Genomic DNA, 15,099 nt, shown 5'->3' on the forward strand with positions numbered 1-15,099 from the left:
GAATCAGTTTGCTATTCTGTTTGGCGATCGATTCACGCAGGCGCGCGGCTAACGATTCCTTTAACCGCCTCACCCACAAAAATGCGGACAGGTTCCATCGAGGTGGGCCAACTTCAAACCAGGCTTCAGCTGACTCACACCTCAAGCTGTTCGGGTGCGGGGATCTACAGCACCGCCACAACCTCTACCTCGACCTTCAGACCGAAATGCAGCGGCCCCGTAGGAACCACGGCCCTCGAAGGACAAGCACTACCGGCCCAACGTGAATAGAGGCTGTTGAATTCCGGCCAGTTCACGATGTCGTCGACATACACGCGCACCTGCACCAGCCGATCGATCCCGCTGCCTGCGGAAAGCAGCGCATGTTCGACGTTGTCTAGCACCTGCTGAGCCTGCTCGGCAAAGGGACGATCAGTCAGCCTGGTTCCCGCGGCCGTAATGGGCAACTGACCTGAAACAAAAACAAACCCGTTCGCCACCGTCACATGGCTATAGTGGCCGCCTGGCGTCGCCAGACCCGGCGTCGACGGATGATGAGGTTCCAGCGAATGATTTTCACCAGCCATGAAAGCGGCTCCATACGTTAAGTGCCCCAGTCGATTCCAGCGCCTGGTATTCGGGAAACTGCGCGCCTGTCGCGCAAGCGTGATTCGGCAGGATGCGCAGTCGCGTGCCGACAGGAAAGCGCGCTTTGACGTCGTCGTCGCCGGACGCGCGGCCGGCATCGACCGAAGCCAGAATCCCGTGTTCCTGGTTCGCGCCAATCAGCAAATAGCCGTCGAGCGGCGTGCCATCGAGCGAGCACGGCTGTCCATAGCCGAAATCGCGCGACTGTTTCGACGTGCCGCGATCGCGGCTCATCGCCATCCAGCCCGCGTCGACGATAACCCAGCCCTTGTCCTGTTGATGGCCGATAACGGTGGTGAGCACACTAAGCGCGATGTCGTCGATCGTGCATACACCGACGTTGTGCATCACGAGATCGAAAAATGCGTAGACGCCGGCGCGGACCTCGGTCACGCCGTCGAGGCGGCGCGCTGCTAACGCAGTCGGCGTCGAGCCGACGCTGACCACCTCGCACGGGATACCTGCGTCACGCAGACGTTGCGCAGCGCGCACGCAGCCGGCGCGTTCCTGCTCGGCGAGCGCCGCTAACGCTTCCTGCGTATTCAACTCGTAGCTCGAGCCCGCATGCGTGAGCACGCCGCCAACCTTGACGCCACCGTCATGCAGAATGCGCCCGACTTCCAGCAGCGCCGGTTCTTCCGGCGTGATGCCGGAGCGATGCCCATCGGTATCCACTTCGATCCACACTTCAAGTGGTTCATCCGCGGTTCGGCAAAACTCGACGATTCCCGCCGCGGCGCTCGCGTTATCGACGATGATCTTCAGATCGCATCCGTGTTTCCTGAGCGCCATCACTCGGGGAAGTCTGGACGGCACGATGCTGACCGCGTAGAGAATGTCCGTCATGCCCGCGGCGAAGAAGCTTTCCGCTTCCTTCAGCGTTGAAACCGTAATGCCTTGCGCGCCAGCCTCGATCTGCGCCCGCACGACATCGACGCATTTCGAAGTCTTCACATGCGGCCGGAATTTCACGCCGAGCGCGTTCATTCGCTGCTGCATCGATGCAATGTTCTGTTTCATCCGGCCGACATCGATGATGGCCGCAGGGGTATCGATTAGATCGAGCGTCATGATGTTTTCGGGTGTCATGGTTGGGAGGTCGACTCGAAGCGCCTAGCCCACCAGACGAGCGAATCGAGAGTAGGGGATTCGAAGTCCGGTGTCCGTGCACCGGCGACGAGCGGCAAGCCGATCCGGTTGTGCCAATATGTGCGCAATCCGACCGCAGCTGTGCCGAACATGTCGTAGCTGGAGCCGGCGACGAACGCCGCGTCCTGCGGCGAAACGTTTAGCTTATCGAGCGCAAGCTGATAGGGGCGCGGATCGGGTTTATAGGCACCGGCTTCTTCCGCGGTAACGATCGCATCCCACTGAACGGGCAGAATCGATGCGGCTTGTTGACCGAGTCGATTCGAGCAATTGGTGACCACGGCCAGCTTGCAGTGATGCCGCAACTGCTGCAATGCCTGTACGGAACCACTCCACGGAGCTAGCTCAAGCCAGTTGTCCTCGAGCACTTGCGGCGCCGATTCAGGAAGTCCAACCTGTTTCGCGGCCTGTTTGACGAGCGTTTCGTATTCGACGTACTCACCGCAGCCATAGGTGAGCCGCAGATACTCCGCACGCCAGGCTCGCCCCGCCTGTTCAGAACCCGCGGAGCGATTCCACAGTGTCCACGAGTCGAGCAATGCGGTCAGAAGGTCGAACAGCACGGCTTTCGGATAGCGGGCAACGGGCGAAGCGTGTTCGGAGTGCATAGACCTTGGTAATCGGAATCCAGAGATGAATCCGATTATAGGTTTCGATACGCGCTCGTGCGTTAAGGCAAATTAACTCTATCATTCAGATAGATTGAACCTGCTGCCCAACGCACGTCACGTCCGCCACGGCGGCAATGGCCGGAAGCGCGCTTGCAGGTACTGCATGAAATCCCGTGTTCGTCTCGGCAAGCCGGACCGGTTATGCGTCAGTGCAATCACGTTCGCGTCGGGCGCCCTCCATGCGGGCAGCAGTCTCACCAGCGTCCCTTGCCGGATAGCGTCCGCAACGTCCCATTCGGAACGCAGAATGATGCCGCGCCCCTCGCAAGCCCAGCGGTGAATCACATCTCCATCGTTACAGCTGAGTTTCGACGCGACCCTGACGCTGCGACTGGTTTTGCCGCGGCTGAAATGCCACAACGACACGTCTTCGTTGTTTTCGCGCAGAACGATGCACGGCAAACGCGTGAGATCATCAGGCGCCTCCGGTTGACCAAATCGTTTGACGAACGCGGGCGACGCACAGACCCATCTCGCGTTGGGCGCAATCGCATGCCCGACAAGATTCGATGCCCGCAATTCGCCGATATGCACGACCACATCGAAACGGTCGGCGGCTTCCGTGAGCGGCTGGTCCGATAGCGTCAACGCGACATCGACGTCCGGATTCTGTTGCTGAAAATCGGCGATGACCGGCGCGAGATGCCGGCGACCGAAACCCAGCGGTGCGTTCACCTTCAATGTGCCGACCAGTCCTGCGTGGCGAACGCGCAGATCTTCCATCAGCGTATCGAATTGCTCAATCAGTTCCGATCCACGCTGGCACAACAGCGTGCCTTCCTCCGTAAAGATCAGCTTGCGTGCAGTTCTGTCGACCAACCTCGTGCCGAGTTTCTTTTCAAGTTGCTGCAGGCGCTGCGATACCGCGGACGGCGTGAGGCCCAGCTTGCGCGCTGCGGCAATCAGGCTGCCGTTCTGCTGGATCGCAAGGAGAAAACGGATATCGGAAGAATCGGTCATTTACGCCTCGAGCATCGCCTTCATATGTTTCGTATGCCGCTTCGGTGGCGCACCGAACATGCGCGCATATTCACGGCTGAATTGCGATGCGCTTTCATAGCCGACTGCAAATGCGGCCGCTTCGACGCCCATCGACTGCGACAACATCAACCGGCGAGCCTCGAGCAGACGCAATTGCTTCTGATACTGAACCGGTGTCAGCGAAGTCAGTGCCTTGAACTGGCGGTGAAACGCCGAGCGGCTGAGCTGCGCGACCGAAGCGAGCTCGTCGACATGGACCGGCGCGGCATAGCGTTGCCGCAGCGCCTGGATTGCCTGCATCACCCGCTGGGTCGGACCATCCGCAAGCGCGAATCGCGCCATGTCGCCGCCATGTGGCCCAGCGAGAAGCCAGTAGCAGATCTCGCGGATCACCAGCGGCGCGATGGTCGGGATCGCGTCCGGTGTGTCGAGCAAGCGGACGATGCGCAGCGCGCAGTCGGCCAGCGGTCCATCAAAATCGGTGACGAAAACACCGCGACTCTGCTCGACAGCCGCTTTGGGCGGATTGGTCATCTGTTCGACGACGCCACGCATCACGCCCAGATCGAGTTCGACAATCAGTACGAGGCATGGCTTGTCAGGCCGCGCTTCGAACACGCGTCCGAGCGAAGGCGCCGTCACGCCAACCACAAGCGCCTGACCCGCGCTGTATTCGAGTCGACTGCCACCGAACGTCGCCCACTTTGCCCCTTGCGCGACGATGCACAGCGCCGGGCTCGCGAGCCGATAGGACGGCGGCTTCGGATTGTCGGAGCGCAGGATGTAGACGCCGTCGATGGGCGTCGAATACGGGCTCGTGCCCGGCTGACGCAACGTATATCGCAGCATCGCTTTGGCCAATAGATCGGACATGGGGTTGGCAGGCTTTCAGATGAGCTCGGCCGAGCATACTCCGGCGAAGCACAATCAGGCAAAAAACAGGTGGGTTCCGGCATTCAACAGGGCGCCCTCACATTCATACAATCGGTGCACACCTTATGTTGTGAGAGAAAACACATGTCACGAACCACCCGGCACGTTGCCAGCAAGGTAGCGATTATCACGGGCGCAAGCCGCGGTATTGGCCGCGATACCGTACTCCGTCTCGCGGCGCGAGGCGTGCGCACGATCTTCACTTATCGGTCGAATCGTGCAGAAGCGGATGCGGTCGTTGCGCTAACAACCGACGCGGGCGCGCCCGCGATTGCGCTTCAACTCGACACGAGCGTGACCGGTTCGTTTGACAGTTTCGTCGCGCGCGTGCGGGAAGCGCTCGACACGATGGACGCCGATCGTTTCGATTTTCTGGTCAATAACGCGGGCATTTCGTCTGCCGCAAGCTTCATCGAAGGTTCGGAGGACGAACTCGACACTCAGTTCGCCGTGCATTTCAAGGCGGTCTTTCTGCTGTCGCAGAAGCTGCTTCCGCTAATGCGGGATGGCGGACGGATTGTGAACCTGTCGTCCGGGCTTGCGCGATTTGCGTTCCCTAACCGCGCGGTGTATGGCCCGATAAAGGCCGCCGTCGAAGCGCTGACGCGTTATATGGCGCTTGAATTAGGACCGCGGCGCATCGCAGTCAATGTCGTCGCGCCCGGTGCAATTGCGACCGATTTCAGCGGTGGTATGGTCCGCGACAATCCGCAGGTTAACAAAGCGGTCGCCGATCACACCGCGCTAGGCCGCGCCGGCCTTCCTCAAGATGTCGGTCCCGTGATCGCCGCGCTGCTTTCGGACGACTTCGGCTGGGTCAATGCGCAACGTATCGAAGTGGCTGGCGGAATCCACATCTGATGCGTCCGCGGCACGGCGTTTGCTCGACTTCATGACTAAGCAGGCGGCACTCGCTTGCGTCGATATCCCATTTCAACTACGGAGGATGACTCATGAACAAGGCAACCAGCGCATTGATCGCGGCTATCGCACTCGCGGTATCGGGCGGCGCTTTCGCGCAGAACAGCGGCGGCGGAGGCGAGGGGGGCGGTTCGTCGAGCGGTGGCAGTACCGCCAGCCCGGCCAACCAGGTGAATGGCGTAAGAAATAGCTACGGTACGCCGGGTTCGAATGACTCGGACAGCGGCACCGCCCGGAAGCCGAACTCCGGACTGCCTGCCGCGAACAGCGGCGCGGCAAACACTCCCGCGCCGGCGACCAACAACACGTTGGCGACCCCCAGCACGAAGTCACCGGCCGCGCCTCAATAGCGGTAATCTGCCGCGCCGCTAACAGCCTTATTGCGGCGCGGTCTCGCGCATGAAATCACCGAGCCGTTGCACGTAAGTCGTTGCGTCGGCGAGCGTGCCGTGTCCGCGGGTCTCGGCGCTCGCCGGCACCAGCAACAAACTTGCGTGTTGCAGCTGCTTGAGCGACGCCTGCATCGTGCCGGTTTCCGGCGGATTGCGTTCATCGTCCGCGGAGTTGATCGCGAGCAGCGGCGCCTTGATGCGGCTCAATCCGGGCGCCGCGTTGTAGTCGCCCGACGAGGCCCACTGGTAAACAAAGTCGTTGGCGTCGGTCTGCGGCGCCGCGAGCATCGTGTCGACCAGTTTGTCCGCTTGCGCACGCGTCGGCGCCAACGCCTGATACGCGAGCGTGCCGCCGCTCGTCGCAATCGCGAACATCGTGCTGGCCAGACGCAGCGATGGCGGCTGCACCGTGTAGTTGCCGTGATCGTAGGCCGGGTCCTGCTGGATCGATTCGACCAGCATGCGGCGCATCATCCAGTTACGCGCGGACATTTCCGTTGGCTGCGACGCCATCGGCACCAGCGCATCCATCATGTCCGGATACTGTTCGCCCCACAGCCAGGTCTGCATCCCGCCCATCGAATAGCCGAGCACGAGGCGCAGGTGTTTGATGCCAAGTCCTTCGGTGAGCAGCCTGTATTGCGACAGCACGAGATCGTTGTAGTCGTACTGAGGAAACCGCGCGCGTAAGCCGTCCGAAGGCTTCGCTGATTTGCCGATACCGATGCCGTCGGGCAGGACGATAAAGTACTTCGTCGCATCGAGCGGTTGGCCGGGTCCGAACAGCTTGCCGGCGAAGCGCGGCGTCAGCATGCTCGCGCCGGTGGAATTCGTGCCGTGAAGGATCAGTACCGCGGGCTTCGTCGGGTCGCCGATCGTCACATAGTGCAGGCGCAGGTTGTTCAACGTTTCGCCTGTGTGAAACGTGAAGCTCGGCGCCGTCCAGTCGCCTTCGTGAGGAGCGGGGTAGTCCTGTGCGAAACAGAAGGCGGGAAGCAAGGAAAACAGAATGTAAATAGAGGTATTTCGAAATGCCGCGAAAATGTTCATGAAGGAAGGTCGCATTCGAGTGGTACTGCGAAAAGAATGCGCCATTCTAGAGCGAACAAAAGCGCGTTGCATGCCTGGCATTGCATGTGCCGTCGTCAATAGATAAGAGACAAAAAACGCCCTTCAGATTTCCCGCAAGAGGCCGTTTACCCCGCACACACCGTGGCTCCTGAAACGTGTTCGGAAGAACCGAAGAGCCGTGCCGTCTACTCAAATGGGGTTCTGAAGTATGAAGCTGTCCTTTGCTCAAAAGCTTTGGTTGCCACTGATTTTGGGCGTGTTGTGTCTGGCCGGCATATCGGTTTACAACGCTTACGATACGCGTGACATTCGGCTAGCTGAACGAAAGGCCGAGTTGAGGCACGCATCGGAGATCGCGCTGAGTGTCGTCAAGACGTTTGGCGACCAGGCCAACGCCGGCACTCTACCCGCGGCAGAAGCCCAGCGGCATGCGATGGATAGCATCCGCAACATGCGCTACGGCGACGAAGGCTATTTCGTGATCCTCGACTCGAAGCCGACCATCCTGATGCATCCGATCCAGCCCGCGTCGATCGGCAAGTATGTCGGTGACGTCAAGGATCACGACGGTGTGTACTTCTACCGGGATATCGTCTCCGCGATCAAGCGCGACGGAAGTGGATTTGTCGGGTTTGCGTTCCCGAAACCGGGTGCATCCGAGGCGTCGCCAAAGATCATTTATGCGGCGACCTACCAGCCATGGGACTGGATTGTCACCACGGGTCTCTATGTCGACGACATCGATGCAGCGTTCCGTTCATCGCTTTTCCAGAGCCTCGCAATCCTGCTGGTGCTGGCCGGCGCGCTGTCATGCATCGTGGTGCTGCTTAATCGCGGCATCCTGCGCTCGCTCGGCGGCGAGCCCGCGTACGCGGCCGAGATTGCCAACCGGATCGCCGACAACGATCTGAGTGCGGTGGTGCAGACAGCACCCGACGACAAATCGAGCCTGCTGTTTTCAATCAAACGTATGCAAGCGCAACTGACGCAAACGATCGGTACGATCAGGGTATCGGCTCACTCGATCGCTACCGCGACTCAACAGATTGCGGCGGGCAACCAGGACCTGTCGCAGCGTACCGAACAGCAGGCCGCTTCGCTGCAACAAACGGCGGCCAGCATGGAGCAACTGACGTCCACCGTCACGCAGAACGCCGACAACGCGCGCCAGGCAAACCAGCTCGCCGCTCAGGCGGTGGCTGTCGCGGAACAGGGTGGGGAGGCGGTGTCGCGGGTCGTCGAAACCATGAAGGGCATCAATGACAGTTCCGACAAGATTGGAGACATCGTCGGCATCATCGAGGGAATCGCGTTCCAGACCAATATCCTTGCTTTGAACGCGGCCGTTGAAGCCGCGCGGGCCGGCGAACAGGGCCGGGGCTTCGCGGTGGTGGCGTCGGAGGTGCGTTCGCTCGCACAGCGCTCGTCGGCCGCGTCCAAGGAGATCAAGGAACTGATCAACGATTCGGTCGAACGGGTGCAGGCCGGCGCAGGTTACGTGCGCGAGGCCGGCGCGAAGATGGGTGAAATCACGCACGAGATCCGGCGTGTAACCGACATCATGGCGGAGATCACGGCCGCATCGGACGAGCAGACCAAGGGGATCGGCCAGGTGAACCAGGCGGTTTCGCAAATGGACGAAACCACGCAGCAGAATGCCGCGCTGGTCGAACAGGCTGCCGCGGCCGCCAGTTCGCTCGAGTCACAGGCGAGCGATCTGAATCGCGCGGTCTCGATGTTCCGGATGGCCCGTTAGCATTCCGCCGGGCGCGCGCGTCGCGCGCCGTGAACCGGTTGGCGCCGTCTTCAGTGTGCGGTCGATACTTCGACCGGTTCCAGCTCTTTCGGCGCGGCATGCACGCGCCACCATGCGAGCATGAGAGCGATCGCGAGGCACACCACGAAGATTGCGAAGCCAATGCGCAGCGACTGCGCCCAGTCGCCTGTCAGATGCTGGACGATGCCGAGCCCGGCGACACCGGCAAGCGCGCCGATCTGCCGGTTCGCGTTCAGCACCGCCGCGCCGATATTCGCATTGCGCTGACCGGCCTCGTGCATCACAGCGGCTGTCATCGCCGGCACCGCGAAACCGACCCCGACGTTCACCAGTGCGATCGGCACGATCAGCCAGCCAAATGGGAGCCCGGTGCCAAGCACGACGACGGCAAGCGATGCGACGGCAGCGAGTCCGATACCGCCGAGCAGCAGCCTGCGGCCGCCGACACGGGCGGACAGATGCCCGGAACAGAAATTGGCGACGGCAAACACCACCATCACCGGAAGCATCCGGACGCCGGCGCCGAGCGCGGTTGCGCCGTCGACTTTCTGTATGAACAGGCTCAACACAAAGATCTCGCCGAACACCACCACGTTCATGCACGCACCAATTCCGTTGAGCGCCCAGAACGTCGCATTGCGAGCGAGGCCAGCCGGAATGACCGGCGTCGACGTGCGTCGTTCACGGATGATGGCGACGAGCAGCGTCAGCGGCACGAGCACCGCGGCGCCGATGATCGCAGGGCTCGACCAGCCGAAACCAGGCCCTTCGATCAGCACGAAGCTCAGTGCGGCAAGCGCGATCATCACGAGTGCATGGCTAGGGATGTCGAGCGCGTGCGATTTGCGGCGCGACGGGCGCAAGAACGCAAAGGCCAGCGCGATGCCGATCAGTCCGACCGGCAGGTTCAGATAGAAAATGCTGCGCCAGCCGAAGCGGTGCACGAGCACGCCACCGACGAGCGGCCCTGATGCGAACGCGACACTGACAATCGCGCTCCATATGCCGACTATCTTCGCGCGCACGTGGCGGTCCTCGAACGACTCGGTCAGGAGGCTCAGCGAACTGGGCACGAAGAGCGCCGCCGCAAACCCTTGCGCAAGGCGCGCGCCGATCAGCATCGCGACCGATCCGGCCGCGCCGCACAGCGCGGACGCGCAGATAAAAAGCGCGAGGCCGAGCATATAGACGCGTCGCGCGCCGAGCCGGTCGGCCAGGGCGCCGCCGAGCAGCAGCAGCGCGGCGAAGGTCAGCGTATAGCTGTCCACCACCCAGACGAGGGCGGCCAGCTTCACCGAGAAGTCACGTTGAATATCGGAGAGCGCGACGTTGACGACAGTCACGTCAAGCATGGCCATGATGAAACCACACGAGACGGTCAGCAGAATCGACATCTGCCTGGAGCGTGAAGGAAGCGAGGACATGTGAAAGGCAGGTGAATCAGCGGCGCGGCACGCTTGGGGTGCGACGATCGCATGAAGGTGACAGGCGCGGCGCTAATGATAGGGCATGTGCCCAATCCTTGCTGACGTGAGCTTTGCGTCGCACGCGCGCGCTCGGCCCTTGCGAGACCGGCTTGTCCGTTCATACGAATAAGGATCAAAACCGCCTACGCGGCAAGAAGGTCACCTGTCGTCGCAAAGCCAGATCATGCAATGCCACAGCGCCCGCCAGTTGCCGGTGCTGTTCGCGCTCGCGCGCGCGTCTGCGGTCAGCGATGCGTGGTTCGCGTCCGTTCCAGGCCAAACCCGGCCGAATCGGAGCTTTGCGCAAGCGGGCACGTCAAACAAGACGGGTCCCGTCGCCGGCAATGCGCGCCGGTTTGGGCTCGACCGGCATCGGATGCTCGCTCCGATACCCGCGCGCATGCGGTCGAATCCTGAGCCGCAGCGTCGCGCGCCGCATGCAGGCGACCGGGAAATGACCTTGGTAGAACAGCGGCGGCAGTGGATAGGCGATTCATCGTGCAATCACACTGCCTTCCTGAAACGTCACCGGCGTTCGACAACAACTTCCAGATAGTCGCTCGGCAACACCAGTGTTCCATCGTTTGACCGGTTCCGGCTCGTGACCAGCGTCATCAGCTCGGCCACGAACGCGGCCTGCCGTTCACCTTCCAGCGCGGCAAACGCCTTGTTCATCGGCCCGTAGAACGTGCGGAACACGTCGATGAAATGAGCGGGCGAACGATAGCGGAATGTGAAATCGCGGTTGACCGACGTGATTTTCCGCGCACTGTCACCGAACAGTTCTTCGAGGCGCGCCGTCGTGCCCCAGAGTGCGGGCGACCTGACGCCGGCAGGCGGCGGAAGGTACTTGCCGATCGTCTTGAAGACCTGGCCGATGAAACTCTCCGGCGTCCAGCTGGCGAGGCCAATGCGTCCGCCTGACTTGCAGACACGCGCGAGTTCAGCCGCGGCTTTTTCCTGGTCAGGTGTGAACATCACGCCGAAAGTCGACATCACGACATCGAAAGTGGCATTCGCGTAAGGCAGCGCTTCGGCGTCCGCTACTTCGAATTGCACCGTGAGTCCTTCGGCTTGCGCGCGTGCGCGGCCCGCATCGAGCAGTGCCGCGACATAGTCGGTCGACATGACGTCGCAGCAGCGGCGCGCGGCCGCAAGCGTCGCGTTGCCGTTGCCTGCTGCGACATCAAGCACGCGACTGCCGGCGCGCACATCGAGCGCTTCGCAGAGGTTTTCGCCGACGATCTGCAGCGTGGTGCCGATCACCGCATAGTTGCCTGTCGACCAGGCGGCCTGTTGGCGGGCCTTCACCGCGGTCAAGTCTGCAACGGGTACGGTCGTGGAAGCAGCAGTAGACATACACAACTCCTTAAAAGAGCAGCGCTACGCGAATGCGCGGTGACGCCGCGTGTCGGTGGTGCAGACTTGTTTGAGCCGTAGTATCGGCAGGCAAGCTCAATGGAGGAATGATCTGGCGTCCAGATATTTTGCGCGGGACGCCGGAACCGATGAGCGCGTCCACGGGGGCTCCTTCAGGAAGCACCGCGCCTCGCGAACTGAAGCGGTTACATCCTCGAGGCTTACCGGTGGCAATACATTCACTCAGGCGCACGTCATCCGAATTTCGGACAGGTGCCGGGTAGCCTGATTTCCGAAGATCAGCGCATGCGTATCCCGGTCGCGCGACTTGCTGCATGGAGCCTGAAAATCGGCTACGGGGCGCTGTCGGTGAAACGGCGTCCTACAATAAATGAGGTCCGTCCGATGGCAGGGGCTATCGTCAGCAAGGAGGCCGACATGGGTGAACTATGGGTGTCCAATATCCAGAAGGAAGTCTCCGACGACGAAATCAGGAAGTTTTTATGCGGATACGGGTTTCCTTCGTTCGACTGGATCCAGCGGATCGACGGAACCGGCGCGAGCCCTGCGGCGCTGCTGGGGTTCGATACGGTGCACGGGTACGCGCTGCGTAACCTGCAACCGCGTGTGCACAATCTGTTCTGGAAAAACAGAAGGGTCACGGTTCAGGTCTTGCCGGAACGCGACGAGTATTGATGGACTACGCGCGCTGCCGGGATGCCGTTGCCCGTTCGACGACCTCGAAGACACCCATGCCCGCCGCCATCGCAACGACGAAGCCGATGCCCATCGGATAGCCGGCGCCGAGCGCGACCAGTGCTGGACCCGGGCAAAAACCGGCGAGCCCCCAGCCGATTCCGAACACGGCACTACCGAGAATCAGCTTTGGCGTGATGGTTGTACTGGCAGGAAGCTGCATCGGCAAACCGAGGTACGAACGATCGCGGCGTCTGGCGACAAAAAAGGCCAGTGAACCGACCGCAATGGCGCCGACCATCACGAAAGCCAGCGATGGGTCCCACCGGCCGGCGATATCGAGGAAGCCTAGTACCTTTGCCGGATTCGCCATGCCGGACACCATCAGGCCGATGCCGAAAAGCAGACCGGAAAAAAGCGCGGCTAGTGGAGCGATCAACGCCGTCATATCAGCCTCCGAGCAGATGACGTTGCACAAAAACGGTCAGGAACCCCACTGCCATGAATGTAACGGTGGCGGCGACGGATCGGACGGAGCCCCGCGACAGACCACATACACCATGACCGCTGGTGCAGCCGCTGGCGTAGCGTGTGCCGATGCCTACCAGAAAGCCGGCGACCAGCACCTTGGCCCATGCGGACCCGATCTCGATCTGAACGGGTTTGCCGACGAGGCTTGCGATAACGGGCGCGGCCACCAGACCCACCACAAACGCGAGACGCCAGATTATGTCGTGGCGCGGCCAGGTCAGCAGGCCGCCAAAGATTCCGCTGATACCCGCGATGCGTCCATCGAACAGGATCAAAACGGCCGCTGCGAGGCCGATCAGCAATCCGCCCGCTAGCGATAGGCCGGGGGTGAAGTGGGCAAGGTCGATCATCATCATTCGTCTCCTCGTTGGCTGGTCCGGAAACCGGCGCGTGATTCCGACGATTATTCCACGCGGCGCCAAGCGCCGGACTCGGGACACACTACGGCCGGTTCGCCGTTTAGCCGGAGTTGCGGTTCATCCGGTTGCAGTGAAGTCGACGGGGCGACGTCAAAGTCAACTTTCAGGGCGCGCCGCACGTGCTCATTTTCGAGCGGAAGCTCCCAGCTCAGGAATATCTGGATGCAATCCTGGTCCGACGCGAAGTCGGCTGCATTAAAGACGCTGCTGTCGCGCCGGATAACGCCATGCGGTTGGCCGGTATCGAATATCACGGCTGTGCCGCGCTTCAGTGGAATGCGATGCCCCAACGCGGGAAAATGCAGGTCCAGCCCCTTGTCTTCGCTCAGGAACAGATTGCAGAAAGCCGCGTCGCCATATTGCACGGCATCGTGGTGGTATCGCGCGCCACGACATGCCATTAGCGCGATATCGCTTGACGCGAGCACCGCGGGCAGGCCGAGCGCGCAGGTCCAATCGGACGCCGCCTGCACACAACGCCTGTAATCCGGCCAGCGCGCCTGCGCTCGCGCCAAAGGCATCGCTTCGACATCGCCGGGTTCCAGCACCATGCGCGACGACGTCTCCCGTTGCCAATCTGCAACGAGGCGGGCAGAGGGCACAGGCACGTCGACCGTGCCTGACAGTACGACGTCGCTGACACATCGACTGCGGATTGCGTCTTCGTTACTCCAGAACCAGGAGGTCAGCATGGCATCGCAGTTGATGCAGTTGAAGGAGCATTCATCCGCAGCATTGTAGCGATAGCGGCGCGTCACTCGGCACGCATCGCGGCCACCCGCAATCATGCGACGATGGCGACCAGGCCGATGCGTAAGCGACTGCGTCGGCTACGGGCCGCCTTCATCGGCGTACATCTTGCAATCTTCGGCGGGCAAGGTCGCTTGCGGCCAGTCGACGGTGTTATGGATGGAGGTTTGAATCGCGCTGGTCACAAATCCCACACCGCATCCCTTCGTTATGGCCTCGCGTGACTCGACGTTGCCCCTGCACCAGTGATTCTCCCAGTCGGCTGCAATGGCCGCCTGGCGTGCGTTGCTCGCCATCTCGGCGTGTCCCTCGGCGCGCTTACCTCTGCTACGTGTCTAAAATCAATCGCACAAACGACCGATGCCCGTGCGTAACAAAGATTAGGATTAACCCCGCTTGTATCAAGCGGGTTGGAAAGGCGGACGAGCCGCATCCATCCATCAGAAAAGAGTCAGGCCGAAAGGGCGCAAGCGCGGGAACGCCGCGAGTTACAGTCTTATGCCGCCTTGTTCACAGATGCTGCTGGATCAGAACGATGAGTGAATGTCGCGACGCTATATGTCCGGCTTGCGGCGTGGAATTCGCCGAGGACGAGTGGGAAGTTTTGCTGGAAAACGAAGTGCATCAACTAACTTGCGACGCGTGCCGCTCGGTCATTCACACCAGCTGGTTCGAGTGTGAAGCATGCGTGGCCGACAACATGATATCGTCGCTGTTCGCGCGAGACTGCCTTGATCGCACGTGTAGAAAGTGTGGCCATCATCCGGCCGATGGGGATGAAGCGTGTCCATTTTAAAAGCCTGTACCTCGACGACCTCACAGATCGATGCCAAGAAACGCGGTGCCAGGAATCGGATTAAACGTGACAGGCGGCGCCGGCGTAAACCCAAGCGATTCATAGAGTCTGCGCGCAGCGACAAACTCAGGAAGCACATCGAGGCACATACGCGCATAACCGGCAGCCCGCGCCTCGCTCATGACCCGATCGACAAGCTGGCGCCCGATGTTTTGCCCACGCGTGACAGCGCGCACGTAGACGCGTTTCATCTCGCACGTCCGATCATCGACCTGGCGAAAGCCGGCGCAGCCGATCACGTGATCATCGTCCCACGCGAGTAACACGCATCCGCCCGGCGCCGCGTATTTCCCGGGCAGACTCGCGAGCTCGGACTCGTAGTCCTGAAACTCCAGACTAACCGTGGCGCTGCCAATGTATTCGCGGAAGATGGCGACCACTGCATCGCGATCTTCAGGGAAGCGAGCTCGTCTGACTTCGATCATTTTTATGAATGGATGCGTGCGCGACGCCGCAGTGTGTGACATGCAAGGTTCGCATGTCAATCCACGAGTCTGGCG

The 15,099-nt window shown here is 61.3% G+C and carries 17 protein-coding genes and 1 pseudogene; 5 read left to right on the plus strand and 13 right to left on the minus strand.

Features of this window, described 5'->3' with window-relative positions; all coding sequences use genetic code 11:
• Window positions 1-164: 164 nt before the first annotated feature.
• From BX592_RS30985 to BX592_RS31005, 5 genes are all read right to left on the minus strand, one after another.
• Window positions 165-566: a RidA family protein gene (locus tag BX592_RS30985; RefSeq protein ID WP_134197106.1), complete on the minus strand. Its 402-nt coding sequence runs from the start codon at window positions 564-566 to the stop codon at window positions 165-167.
• Window positions 556-1,698, minus strand: coding sequence for a DSD1 family PLP-dependent enzyme (locus tag BX592_RS30990; RefSeq protein ID WP_134197107.1), 1,143 nt, complete (start codon window positions 1,696-1,698; stop codon window positions 556-558). Before BX592_RS30990 ends, BX592_RS30985 begins: the two co-directional genes overlap by 11 nt.
• A 14-nt stretch (window positions 1,699-1,712) precedes the next feature.
• Window positions 1,713-2,384, minus strand: a complete 672-nt coding sequence (locus BX592_RS30995; protein ID WP_134197108.1) for an HAD-IA family hydrolase — start codon at window positions 2,382-2,384, stop codon at window positions 1,713-1,715.
• 117 nt (window positions 2,385-2,501) lie between these two features.
• Window positions 2,502-3,407 (minus strand): LysR family transcriptional regulator, encoded by a 906-nt coding sequence (locus tag BX592_RS31000; protein WP_134197109.1) that lies wholly within the window; start codon window positions 3,405-3,407, stop codon window positions 2,502-2,504.
• A complete protein-coding gene (locus tag BX592_RS31005; RefSeq protein ID WP_134197110.1) occupies window positions 3,408-4,301 on the minus strand; it encodes an AraC family transcriptional regulator in 894 nt (297 codons plus the stop codon).
• A gap of 144 nt (window positions 4,302-4,445) precedes the next feature.
• On the opposite strand from BX592_RS31005, the gene BX592_RS31010 reads away from it, so the two are divergent.
• Window positions 4,446-5,222, plus strand: coding sequence for an SDR family NAD(P)-dependent oxidoreductase (locus BX592_RS31010; RefSeq protein WP_134197111.1), 777 nt, complete (start codon window positions 4,446-4,448; stop codon window positions 5,220-5,222).
• Window positions 5,223-5,314: 92 nt separating this feature from the next.
• On the plus strand, window positions 5,315-5,632 hold the full coding sequence (locus BX592_RS31015; protein ID WP_134197112.1) for a hypothetical protein: 318 nt from the start codon (window positions 5,315-5,317) through the stop codon (window positions 5,630-5,632).
• A 27-nt stretch (window positions 5,633-5,659) separates the two neighbouring features.
• On the opposite strand, the gene BX592_RS31020 is transcribed toward BX592_RS31015, so the two are convergent.
• Entirely contained in the window at window positions 5,660-6,724 is a 1,065-nt protein-coding gene (locus BX592_RS31020; protein ID WP_134197113.1) for an alpha/beta fold hydrolase, read from the minus strand.
• Between the two features lie 229 nt (window positions 6,725-6,953).
• Between BX592_RS31020 and BX592_RS31025 the strand changes: the two genes are divergently transcribed.
• A complete protein-coding gene (locus BX592_RS31025; protein WP_134197114.1) occupies window positions 6,954-8,501 on the plus strand; it encodes a methyl-accepting chemotaxis protein in 1,548 nt (515 codons plus the stop codon).
• A gap of 50 nt (window positions 8,502-8,551) precedes the next feature.
• Here the strand turns inward: BX592_RS31025 and BX592_RS31030 are convergent, their stop codons facing one another.
• A complete protein-coding gene (locus tag BX592_RS31030) occupies window positions 8,552-9,946 on the minus strand; it encodes an MFS transporter (RefSeq protein WP_134197115.1) in 1,395 nt (464 codons plus the stop codon).
• 223 nt (window positions 9,947-10,169) lie between these two features.
• Between BX592_RS31030 and BX592_RS34970 the strand changes: the two are divergent.
• Window positions 10,170-10,544, plus strand: a pseudogene (locus tag BX592_RS34970) (alkaline phosphatase family protein); the annotation flags it as partial.
• Here BX592_RS34970 and BX592_RS31040 read toward each other — a convergent pair.
• Entirely contained in the window at window positions 10,514-11,347 is an 834-nt protein-coding gene (locus tag BX592_RS31040; protein ID WP_134197117.1) for a class I SAM-dependent methyltransferase, read from the minus strand. The pseudogene BX592_RS34970 and the gene BX592_RS31040 overlap by 31 nt on opposite strands.
• A gap of 306 nt (window positions 11,348-11,653) precedes the next feature.
• Here BX592_RS31040 and BX592_RS31045 point away from each other — a divergent pair, with 306 nt between their 5' ends.
• Window positions 11,654-12,043: a hypothetical protein gene (locus tag BX592_RS31045; RefSeq protein ID WP_341804910.1), complete on the plus strand. Its 390-nt coding sequence runs from the start codon at window positions 11,654-11,656 to the stop codon at window positions 12,041-12,043.
• Window positions 12,044-12,047: 4 nt separating this feature from the next.
• On the opposite strand, the gene BX592_RS31050 is transcribed toward BX592_RS31045, so the two are convergent.
• The 5 genes from BX592_RS31050 to BX592_RS31070 form a co-directional block, all read right to left on the minus strand.
• A complete protein-coding gene (locus BX592_RS31050) occupies window positions 12,048-12,491 on the minus strand; it encodes a YeeE/YedE family protein (protein WP_134197119.1) in 444 nt (147 codons plus the stop codon).
• Window position 12,492: 1 nt separating this feature from the next.
• Window positions 12,493-12,927, minus strand: a complete 435-nt coding sequence (locus BX592_RS31055; RefSeq protein ID WP_134197149.1) for a YeeE/YedE family protein — start codon at window positions 12,925-12,927, stop codon at window positions 12,493-12,495.
• A 50-nt stretch (window positions 12,928-12,977) separates the two neighbouring features.
• Window positions 12,978-13,685 (minus strand): hypothetical protein, encoded by a 708-nt coding sequence (locus tag BX592_RS31060; protein ID WP_134197150.1) that lies wholly within the window; start codon window positions 13,683-13,685, stop codon window positions 12,978-12,980.
• A gap of 138 nt (window positions 13,686-13,823) precedes the next feature.
• Window positions 13,824-14,039: a hypothetical protein gene (locus BX592_RS31065; RefSeq protein WP_134197120.1), complete on the minus strand. Its 216-nt coding sequence runs from the start codon at window positions 14,037-14,039 to the stop codon at window positions 13,824-13,826.
• Window positions 14,040-14,559: 520 nt separating this feature from the next.
• Window positions 14,560-15,024, minus strand: coding sequence for a GNAT family N-acetyltransferase (locus BX592_RS31070; RefSeq protein ID WP_134197121.1), 465 nt, complete (start codon window positions 15,022-15,024; stop codon window positions 14,560-14,562).
• Between the last annotated feature and the right edge of the window lie 75 nt (window positions 15,025-15,099).

The organism is Paraburkholderia rhizosphaerae (genome assembly GCF_004366595.1).
In the GTDB taxonomy this organism is placed as follows: Bacteria; Pseudomonadota; Gammaproteobacteria; order Burkholderiales; family Burkholderiaceae; genus Paraburkholderia; species Paraburkholderia rhizosphaerae.